Genomic DNA, 9934 nt, shown 5'->3' with positions numbered 1-9934 from the left:
ACCCCGGCGGGCCGTCCGGCTCGCCGCCCGCGGGGTGCCCGGCCGCCGGCGGCGGTGGCCGCGGCCAGGGCGGCCGTGAGTGCCGTGCGGTCCGCCTCGCTGCCGCCGGCGCGCAGGGCCTCGACGGCGGGCCGCAGGGCGGCGTGCCGGCCGGCGAGCAGGGCCTGTGCAGTGAGCGCGGGCAGTTCGGGGGCGGTTTCGCCCGCGGCGGCGAGGGCGGCCGCGGTCTCCGCGAACGGGATGTCGGCGCCGGCCGGTCCGAGGGCGAGCAGCGGGTTGGCGAAGGGGGCGAGCAGGGCGGCGCGTTCGGCGGCCGGGGCGACCGCGCCGAGGCCGGCCGCGTAGCGGGCGCCGGCGGCGACGTCCCGGTGGAGTTCGACGGTGCCGAGCTGGCCGGTGAGGGCGCGGACGAGGTCCTCGTCGCGGGCCTCGGCGAGGGCGCGCTGCAGGTAGCGGGCGGCGTCGTCCCAGTGGCCGGCCGCGGCGGCCTCCCGGGCTGCGGTGCGGAGCACCGGCAGTGCCCAGTCCTGGCCGGTGGCGCCGGAGGACATCAGGTGTTCGGCGGTGCGGACGGCGGGCGCGCCGAGGCGTACCAGCAGCGCGGCGGCCCGCTGGTGCAGGGCGACCAGGACGGCGGGGTCGGTGCGGGCGAGCACGGCGGTGCGGACGATCTCGTGCCGGAAGCCCTCCGGCGGTCCGGGGTCGACCAGGTCGGTGCGGCGCAGTGCTTCGCGGGCCTCGTCGGCGAGCAGGTCGCCCTGGCCCATGAGCAGCGCGGCGGTGGCGAGGTCGGCGGCGGGGCCGAGCACGGCGAGGCCGGTGAGCAGTTCCATCGCCCGCGGGTGGGTGCCGCGCAGCCAGCTGAGGGTGGTGTCGGCGAGGGTGGCGGCGCCGGTGCGCAGGACGGCGTCGAAGTCGGGCGAGCCGGGGGAGGTCCGGTCGGCGAGCAGGCGGGCGGTGAGTTCGCCGAGCACCAGGGGGTTGCCGCGGGACAGGTCGTGGCAGACGGCGGCGAGTTCGGGGTCGACCGGGCCGGCGAACTCCTCGGCGAGCCGTTCGGCGGTGCAGCTGTCGCAGAGCGGCCCGGGGGCGACCGTCCGGGCGTGGCCGAGGACGCCGAGTTCGGCGGTGAGCGGGTCGGCGGCCTCGTCGGCGGTGGTGGCCAGCAGGGCGACGGGGAGGCCGTCGAGGCGGCGGGCGAGGTAGGAGAACCACTGCCGGGAGGCGTCGTCGGCGAGGTGCAGGTCGTCGATGGCCATGACGACCGGGGTGCGGCTGGTGAGCGACCTGGCCGCGTGGAAAAGGCTGTCGAGGACCTGCCGCCGTCCGTTTCCGGCCCCCCCGTCGCCGGATGCGTCCGCTCCGCCGGCCGAACTCCCGTCGGCGGTGTCCGGAAGTGCTCCGGCGAGGATTCTGCCGGGTGATTCCGCGGCGAATTCCGGTTGCGGCACGGCACCCGATCCTGACATGAACGGGTCAAAAAGCTGGCGGACGACGCCGTACGGGAAATCGCGCTCGTTGTCGTGGCAGCGGGCGCGCAGCACGACCGCCTCGCCGGGCACCCGGGCGAGGGCCGCGCGCAGCAGCGCGGTCTTGCCGATGCCGCGCGGGCCGCGGATCAGCACCACGGCCGGGCTGCCGGCCCCCGCCTGCGCCACGGCCTCGGCCAGATCGGCCAGTTCGCGTTCCCGGTGCAGCAGACTCCCCGCCGACATGCTTCCCCCCGTGCGCCGCGGCCCCGCCCGTGCCGGGCCGGTGGTCCGCAAGCACACCAGTATCCCTGCGCCCGAGGGGCTGTCAACGCGGGCGGCGGCATACGTACACGGCTACGTACCGACGGAACGGAATACGCAATCGCCGGGGATGCGTAATTCCGTACCGGACACGAATTTGCAGTATGTACAGCCGTTTTGACGACATGTTCGAATGAACCGGCAGGGTCGCCCCGGCAATGTGCGGCGGCAGGTACTCACGGGAAAACGGGGGATGCACATGGAGCGTCCGCGGCTCAAGGCGCATTTTCTGAGCGACGTGGTGGACGACAAGGTCTTCCTGATCGGCGACGGCCAGGACTACATCGTCCCGGGCGCGGCCGCGGTACGGCTGCTGCCGCTGCTGGACGGCCGGCGCACCGTCGCCGAGATCCTCGGGGAGCTCGGCGCCTCGGTGCCGCTGGGCCAGGCGCTGACCGCGCTGCGCCGCTACGAGGCCGCCGGGCACCTCGCCGAGGGCCGCCCGGACCTGCCGGAGGAGGCGCTCGCCCACTGGGACGCCCAGGGCGTCGACCCGGCCGCGGTGCTCGCCGCCGCCGCGGCCACCGAGCTGCTGGTGGTGGCGCTCGGCGCCACCGACCCGGCTCCTGTGGTGGACGCGCTCGCCGCGACCGGCCTGCGCGCCAGGGCCGCCGGCGAGGACGAGGCGATCGCCGCCGGCGGGGACGCCCTGGTGGTCGCGCTGACCGACGACTACCTCGACCCGGCGCTCGGCCGGATCAACACCGCCCGGCTCGCCGACGGCCGGCCCTGGCTGCTGGCCCGCCCGACCGGCACCAGCCCCTGGCTCGGCCCGCTGCTGCGCCCCGGCAGCACCGGCTGCTGGACCTGCATCGCCCAGCGGATCAGCGGCAACCGGCAGGTCCAGCGGTACCTGGCCGGCAAGCGCGGCGAGTCCGCCCCGCTGCACCCGGTGCGCTCGGCGATCCCCGCCGGCCCGGCCCTGCTCGGCCAGCTGCTCGCCGCCGAGGCCGGCCGGATCCTCGCCACCGGCGGCTCCGCCGCGCTCGACGGCCGGATGGTCAGCCTCGACCTGGGGACCCTGCAGACCACCGAGCACGTCCTCGTCCGGCAGCCGCAGTGCCCGAGCTGCGGCGACCCGGGCCTGATCGCCGAGCGCAGCCCCAAGGTGGTGCTGTCGCCGAGCCCGGCCCGGCACACCACGGACGGCGGGTACCGGATCCAGGCGCCGGAGTTCACCTACGACCGGCTGAAGCACCACATCAGCCCGCAGCTCGGCGCGATCACCCGGCTGGGCGCGCACGAGGACACCGGCAACGGCATCACCTACAGCTTCACCGCCGGCCACAACTTCGCCATGGTGAACGACAACATGGACCTGCTGCGCCGCAACATGCGCGGCCAGAGCGGCGGCAAGGGCCGCTCGGAGATCCAGGCCAAGGTCAGCGCCGTCTGCGAGGCCATCGAGCGCTACTCGGCGGTGTGGCGCGGCGAGGAGCCGGTCGTCCGGGCCGCCTACCGGGACCTCGACCCGGCGGTCGCCGTCCACATGGACGACCTGCTGCTGTTCTCCGAGGCCCAGTTCGCGGGCCGCGCCGAGTGGAACGCCGTCCCGACGCACCGGCTGCACCTGGTGCCGGACCCCTTCCCGGTCGACGCCGAACTCGACTGGTCGCGCGCCTGGTCGCTCACCCACGACAGCGAGCGGCTGATCCCCTCCGGCTACGCCTGGTACGGCCACCCGGACCTCGCCGAGCACTTCTACTGCGTCGGCGACTCCAACGGCTGCGCCAGCGGCAACACCCTGGAGGAGGCGATCCTGCAGGGCTTCTGCGAGGTCGTCGAGCGGGACGCCGTCGCCCTGTGGTGGTACAACCGGCTGCCGCGCCCGGAGTTCGACCTGGACTCGCTGAACGACCCGTACGTGGCGACGATGCGCGCCTTCTACGACTCCGTCGACCGCGACCTGTGGGTGCTCGACCTCACCTCCGACCTGGGGGTGCCGACCTTCGCGGCGATCTCCCGCCGCCGGCACGAGGTCGAGGACGTGATGGTCGGCTTCGGCGCCCACCCGGACGCCCGGATCGCCGCGATCCGCGCGCTCACCGAGGTCAACCAGTTCCTGCCGTTCGTCGACCGCCGGGACGAGAACGGGGCCACCCTCTACCGCACCGACGACCTGGAGACCCTGGAGTGGTGCAGGACGGCGACGGTCGCCGCCGAGCCGTGGCTGCTGCCCGGCGAGGGCCTGCGGCCCACCGCCCTCGGCGACTTCACCCCGCCGGCCGGTGACGACCTCGCCGACCACGTCCGGGACTGCGTGGAGCGGGCCCGCGCCTGCGGCATCGAGGTCATCGTGCTCGACCAGAGCCGCCCCGACCTCGACCTCAGCGTGGTCAAGGTGATCGCCCCCGGCATGCGGCACTTCTGGCGCCGCCTCGCCCCGGGCCGGCTGTACGACGTGCCGGTGCGGCAGGGCGCGCTCGCCGCCCCGCACGCCGAGGAGCAGCTCAACCCGAAGAACGTCTTCTTCTAGGCCGCGGGGGCACACCATGACCACAGTTCTCGAACCCGCCGGGCAGGTCGCCGGCGCCCGCGCCGTCCGCCGGGTGCGGCTGCGCCGCGACGCCTCGGCCGCCCCGTCCGGGGCCCGCGGTCTGCGGCTCACCGCCCCGGTGGGCGCCCTCGACCTGCCCGACCTGCTGGCCGGCGCCCGCGAGGCGGTGGCCGCGCTGGCCGCCGGCGAGCGGACGGAGGAGGAGCTGGCCGCCCTGGTGGCCGGCCGGGACGGCGACGCCGGGCTGATGCGCTGGCAGCTGACCCGGCGCCGGCTCGGCCTGGCCGGCCTGCTGGAGCACGCGGTGCACCTGGCCGCGGAGGACGGCGAGGAGCCGCTGGCCCGGCTGCGGCCGATCGGCCGCGGCGCGGCCGAGCCCGGGCCGACCCCGGACCCGACCGGGCAGGTCAAGCTCTCCCGGTTCGCGTCCGCGGCGCCCGAGGACGGCGCGCTGCTGGTCCGCTCGCCGGGCAGCCCGCTCGCCGTCGAGCTCGGTCCGCGGGCCGCCGGGCTGCTGGCCGCGCTCGCCGACTGGACGACCCCGGCCGGGCTCGCCCGGCTGCCCGGGGAACTGCCGCTGGAGGCCGTCCGGCAGACCCTGCGGCTGTTCGCCGCCGCCGGGCTGCTGGCCTACGGCGCGCCGGGGCAGGAGCCGGAGGCGGACGAGCAGCGGTTCGCCCAGTGGGCCGCCGCCGACCTCGCCTTCCACTCCCGGACCCGGCGGCCGACCGCCTCGGCCGGCTACGGCGGCACCTACCGCTTCGGCGACCGGTTCGGGCCCGAGCCGGCCTCGCCGCCGCCGTTCCCCGGCGAGAAGGTCGCGCTGGCCGTCCCGGACCTGGCGGCGGCGGCCCGGGCGGACCGGCCGTTCACCGAGGTGCTGGAGGAGCGGCGTTCCGTCCGCGAGCACGACGACGGGGCGCCGCTGACCGCGGACCGGCTCGGCGAGCTGCTCTACCGGGCGATGCGCCGCCGGCAGACCTTCACCGGCGGGGACGGTCAGGAGCTCGCCGACCGGCCGTACCCGAGCGGCGGGGCCGTCCACGAGCTGGAGGTCTACCCGCTGGTGACCAACTGCGCGGGGCTGCGGCCCGGACTGTGGCACTACGCCACCGACCGGCACGAGCTGGAGCTGGTCGCCGAGCCGTCCCCGGCCACCGCGGCGCTGGTCGCGAACGCCCGCGAGGCCGCCCTGATGAAGGCGGACCCGCAGGTGGTCCTGCTGGTCACCGCCCGCTTCGGCCGGGTGATGTGGAAGTACGAGACGGTCGCCTACCCGCTGATCCTCAAGCACGTGGGTGCGCTCTACCAGACGCTCTACCTGGTCGGCACCGCCATGGACCTCGCGGTCTGCGGCCTCGGCGGCGGCGACGCCGGCGACTTCGCGACCGCGAGCGGCATCGACTTCTTCACCGAGGGCACGGTCGGCGAACTGATCCTCGGCAGCAGGCCCGGCACGCTCCGCACCGACGTCGGCGTGCCCAGGAGAGAGACCAAGAGATGACGGACACGAGGGGGGTGGGCCGGTGAAGTTCCGTTTCAAGGCCCTGCAGCGGATGCGGGAGCCGGACGAGTTGGACTCGCCGACCCTGCTGGCGGCACCGCGGGGCTGGGTCGCGCTGTTCGTCGTGCTGATCACCATGAGCGCCGCCGTCCTGTGGACCTTCGCCGGCCGGATCCCGATCACCGTGGACGCCCCCGGCCTGCTCACCCGCCCGAGCGGCACCGCGCTGATCCAGAGCCCGTTCGCCGGGATGGTCCGCTCGGTGCTGACCCGGCCCGCCGACCAGGTGCGGCTCGGCCAGACCGTGGTGCGCATCGAGGACGCCGAGGGGCACAGCCGCGAGGTGACCAGCCCGTTCGGCGGTCACGTCGTCGGCCTGTCCGTGACGGACGGCCAGGTCGTCGCGCCCGGTGCGCCGATCGCCTCGGTCGAGCGCACCGACACCGCGCAGGACCGGATGGTCGCCATGGTCTTCGTGCCGGCCGCCCGGGCCACCGCGCTCGCCCCCGGCATGGACGTCGACCTGTCGGTGTCCACCGCCCCGGCCGGTGCCTTCGGCCTGCTGCGCGGCACGGTCAGCTCGGTCAGCCCGTACGCGCTGACCCGGGAGGCCGTCTCCGGCCTGGTCGGCGGCGACCTCGCCGCGCAGCGCTACCTGGACGGCTCGCCGCCGCGGCTGGTCGTGGTCGACCTGGTGCCCGACGCGGCCACCCGGACGGGCTTCGCCTGGACCTCGCAGAGCGGCCCGCCGATGCCGCTGACCACCCAGGTCTCGGTCACCGCCACGATCAACGTCGGCCGGCAGACCCCGTTCAACCTGATCCTCGGCCGCTGAGGGGGCGCGCGATGACGACCACCGTCCCGGGGGCCGCCCCCGCACCGCCCGAGGAGCGCCGCCGCCGGCGCCGGCCCGGGCGGCGTCCGCCCCGCGCCGACCGGCAGCGCACCCCGCGCCGCTGGCGGTACGCCGTGCCCACGGTGCTGCAGATGGAGTCCGTGGAGTGCGGCGCCGCCAGCCTGGCGATGATCCTCGCCTACCACGGGCGGCACGTCCCGCTGGAGGACCTGCGCGGCGTCTGCGGCGTCTCCCGGGACGGCGCCCGGGCCTCCACGCTGCTCTCCGCGGCCCGCACCTACGGGCTCACCGCCCGCGGCTACCAGACCGAGGCCGACCGGCTGAAGGACCTCACCGGCCCGGTCATCATCTTCTGGGCCTTCCAGCACTTCATGGTCGTCGAGGGGGTGCGCACCCGCTACGGGCGCACCGTCGTCGCCGTCAACGACCCGGCCAGCGGGCCGCGGCTGATGGAGTGGGAGGAGTTCGACTCCGGGTTCACCGGGATCGTGCTGTCCTTCGAGAAGGGCCCCGACTTCGTCCCCGGCGGCAGCCGCGGCGGCGTCGGCCGCGCCCTGCTGGAGCGGCGGCTGCCCTCCGGACGCGCCATGCCGCTGGTGCTGCTGGCCAGCCTGCTGCTGGTGGTGCCCGGCATCGCGGTGCCCGCGTACACCCGGGTCTTCATCGACCGGGTCCTGGCCGGCAGCGGCAGCGGCTACCTCCTGCCGCTGCTGGCCGCCATGACCACCACCGCGCTCGCCGTCTTCGTGCTCACCTCCGTCCAGCGGCACTACCTGCTGCGGCTGGAGATCCGGATGGGCATGGTCAGCTCGGCCCGGTTCTTCCGCCACCTGCTGCGGCTGCCGGTGGACTTCTTCCTGCAGCGGCGGCCGGCCGAGGTCGCCAAGCGGGTGGCCGGCAACGACGTGGTCGCCGAGATCCTCTCCCGCGACGTCGCACTGACCGTCATCAACCTCGGCCTGGTGCTGTTCTACGCCGCGGTGCTCGTCCGCTACGACGTCCTGCTGGGCGTGGTCGGCGTCGGCATGGCGCTGCTCAACGTGGTGGTGCTGCAGGCGGTGGCCCGCTCGCGCACCGACGCGGTCGCCGCGCTGCGCACCGACCGCGGCAACCTGACCGCCACCACCTTCACCACGCTCTCGCTGATCGAGACGGTCAAGGCCACCGGCGCCGAGCCGGACGCCTTCAGCCGCTGGGCGGGCTTCCTCGCCAAGGTGGACACCGCCAAGCAGAAGCTGGGCATCCCCAGCGCCGTGCTGACGGTGGTGCCGCCGATGCTGGCCGCCCTCAACAGCGGCCTGATCCTGCTGGTCGGCGGCCAGCGCGTGGTCGACGGCGCGATGAGCGTCGGTCTGCTGGTCTCCTTCCAGACCCTGCTCGCCGCGCTCAGCCGCCCCGTCGCCCAACTCACCAATCTGGGCGGCCGGCTGCAGGACGTCACCGCCGACATCAAGCGGCTCTACGACGTGGAGCGGTACCCGGTGGCGGCCTGCTTCGCCGCCCCCGAGCCGCCGCCCGGCGCCAAGCTGGAGGGCGAACTCGTCTTCGAGCACGTCACCTTCGGCTACAGCCCGCTCTCCGAGCCGGTGATCAAGGACCTGAACCTGACCGTCGTCCCCGGCCGCCGGATCGCGGTGGTCGGCGGCTCCGGCAGCGGCAAGTCCACCCTGGGACGGCTGCTCACCGGCCTCTACACCCCGTGGGAGGGCCGCGTCCTGCTGGACGGCCGCCCCCGCGAGGAGATCTCCCGGACCGTGCTCGCCGCCTCGCTCGCCTACGTCGACCAGGACATCTCGCTCTTCGAGGGCACCGTCCGCGACAACCTGACGCTGTGGAACGACGACGTCCCCGACGACGCCGTCACCGCCGCGCTGCACGACGCCGCTGTCTTCGACACCGTGATGACCAGGCCCGGCGGCGTGCACAGCCCCGTCCTGGAGGGCGGCCGCAACTTCAGCGGCGGCCAGCGCCAGCGGCTGGAGCTCGCCCGCGCCCTCGCCGGCCGGCCGACCCTGCTGGTGCTGGACGAGGCCACCAGCGCGCTCGACCCGGAGACCGAGCGCGTGATCATGGACAACCTGCGGCGGCGCGGCTGCGCCTGCCTGACCATCGCGCACCGGCTCTCCACGGTCCGCGACGCCGACGAGATCATCGTGCTGGAGCAGGGGGAGATCGTCGAACGCGGCACCCACGACGAGCTGTTGGCGCTCGGCGGGCACTACACCGCGCTCATCGAGTCCGCCCGGCGCGAGGAGGAGGACGAGCTGTGACCACCGCCCCGGCCCCCACGGAACCGACCACGGCACCACGGGCCTTCGCCGACTTCTTCACCGCCGCGGCCGAACCGGTCGACCCGCGGGCCGACCGCGTCCTGGTGCTCGACGACCCGCGCCGGATGCTCCTCGTCCAGACCGGCGCCGTCGACCTGTTCGCCGTCAAGCTCACCGACCGCGGGCCCGTCGGCCGCTGGCACTTCCTGTGCCGGGTCGAGGCCGGCACCCTGCTGCCCGGCGCACCCGAGGGCTCCGCCCACGGCATCGCCGCCCGGCCGGTGCTCGGCGCCGAGGTCGCCTTCCTGCCCACCGCCCGGGTCGAGGGGCTGTCCGCCCGCGGCCGGGAGTGCGGCACCCCGGCCGGCGCCGCCGTCCGGGCCCTGCCCGAGGCCGAACAGCAGCGGGCCGTCGACCAGTTCCTCGCCGGACTGGCCGGCGGCATCACCGCCCTGGCCGGCGCGCTGCGCGACACCCTGCCGCCGCGCGACTTCACCCCGCTCGCCACCGACGGCCCGACCGCCCTCAAGAAGGGCCAGGCACTGCGCTCGGTGGACGGCGTCCAGTGGGTGTGCGTCGAGGAGGGCGGCGTCGACCTGCCCGGCGACACGGCCGGCGACGACACCGCCGCACTCGGCCCCGGCGCCTGGGTCTGCCTCACCGAACGGGACTGGCTGGTCGCCCCCGGCCCGGCCACCGTCCGCGCCCGCTCGTCGCGCGAACTGCTCGACCGGGGCGTGCTGTGGGAGCGGCTGGTGGTGCACTGCGGACGGCTGCTCGCCGCCGTCGACCGCCGGATCGAGGCCCGGCGCACCGCCGAGACCGAACTGATCGCCGCCCGCCGGGAGCGCGACGCCGGCACCCTCGCGCACTCCGCCCGCAGCTTCGAGACGGTCGTCCGCGACACCTCCTCGCGGCTGCGGATCGCCGACGCCGCCGGCGACCCGCCGACCCTCGCCGCCACCCGGCTGGTCGCCGCCCAGCAGGGCTTCACCGTGCGCCCGCCGGTCGCCG

At 75.6% G+C, this 9934-nt stretch carries 5 protein-coding genes and 1 pseudogene; 5 read left to right on the top strand and 1 reads right to left on the bottom strand.

From position 1 onward, the window contains the following. Nucleotides 1-1715 (bottom strand): ATP-binding protein (locus ABZ641_RS17440; protein ID WP_359982751.1); only part of this gene is annotated, 1715 nt, incomplete at its 3' end. Nucleotides 1716-1992: 277 nt separating this feature from the next. Between ABZ641_RS17440 and ABZ641_RS17435 the strand changes: the two genes are divergently transcribed. The 5 genes and pseudogenes from ABZ641_RS17435 to ABZ641_RS17415 all read left to right on the top strand — a co-directional run. Then, the gene (locus tag ABZ641_RS17435) at nucleotides 1993-4269 is read left to right on the top strand and encodes a TOMM precursor leader peptide-binding protein (protein ID WP_344627702.1); all 2277 of its coding nucleotides are present in this window, start codon (nucleotides 1993-1995) and stop codon (nucleotides 4267-4269) included. A gap of 16 nt (nucleotides 4270-4285) precedes the next feature. Beyond that, nucleotides 4286-5794 (top strand): SagB family peptide dehydrogenase, encoded by a 1509-nt coding sequence (locus ABZ641_RS17430; protein WP_344627703.1) that lies wholly within the window; start codon nucleotides 4286-4288, stop codon nucleotides 5792-5794. 22 nt (nucleotides 5795-5816) lie between these two features. Next, nucleotides 5817-6629 (top strand): HlyD family efflux transporter periplasmic adaptor subunit, encoded by an 813-nt coding sequence (locus tag ABZ641_RS17425; RefSeq protein WP_344627704.1) that lies wholly within the window; start codon nucleotides 5817-5819, stop codon nucleotides 6627-6629. Nucleotides 6630-6640: 11 nt separating this feature from the next. Beyond that, entirely contained in the window at nucleotides 6641-8920 is a 2280-nt protein-coding gene (locus ABZ641_RS17420) for an NHLP family bacteriocin export ABC transporter peptidase/permease/ATPase subunit (RefSeq protein WP_359982747.1), read from the top strand. Continuing rightward, nucleotides 8917-9934, top strand: a pseudogene (locus ABZ641_RS17415) (hypothetical protein); the annotation flags it as partial. The gene ABZ641_RS17420 and the pseudogene ABZ641_RS17415, both read left to right, overlap by 4 nt.

Origin of the sequence: Kitasatospora sp. NPDC007106 (genome assembly GCF_040634455.1) — a bacterium.
In the GTDB taxonomy this organism is placed as follows: Bacteria; Actinomycetota; Actinomycetes; order Streptomycetales; family Streptomycetaceae; genus Kitasatospora; species Kitasatospora arboriphila.
This window is presented reverse-complemented; position numbering and strand designations above follow the sequence as displayed.

Excerpts from the sequence above, each read along its gene's own strand:
- ABZ641_RS17435 (WP_344627702.1), top strand. The coding sequence starts at position 1,993 with ATGGAGCGTCCGCGGCTCAAGGCGCATTTTCTGAGCGACGTGGTGGAC.
- ABZ641_RS17430 (WP_344627703.1), top strand. The coding sequence starts at position 4,286 with ATGACCACAGTTCTCGAACCCGCCGGGCAGGTCGCCGGCGCCCGCGCC.
- ABZ641_RS17420 (WP_359982747.1), top strand. The coding sequence starts at position 6,641 with ATGACGACCACCGTCCCGGGGGCCGCCCCCGCACCGCCCGAGGAGCGC.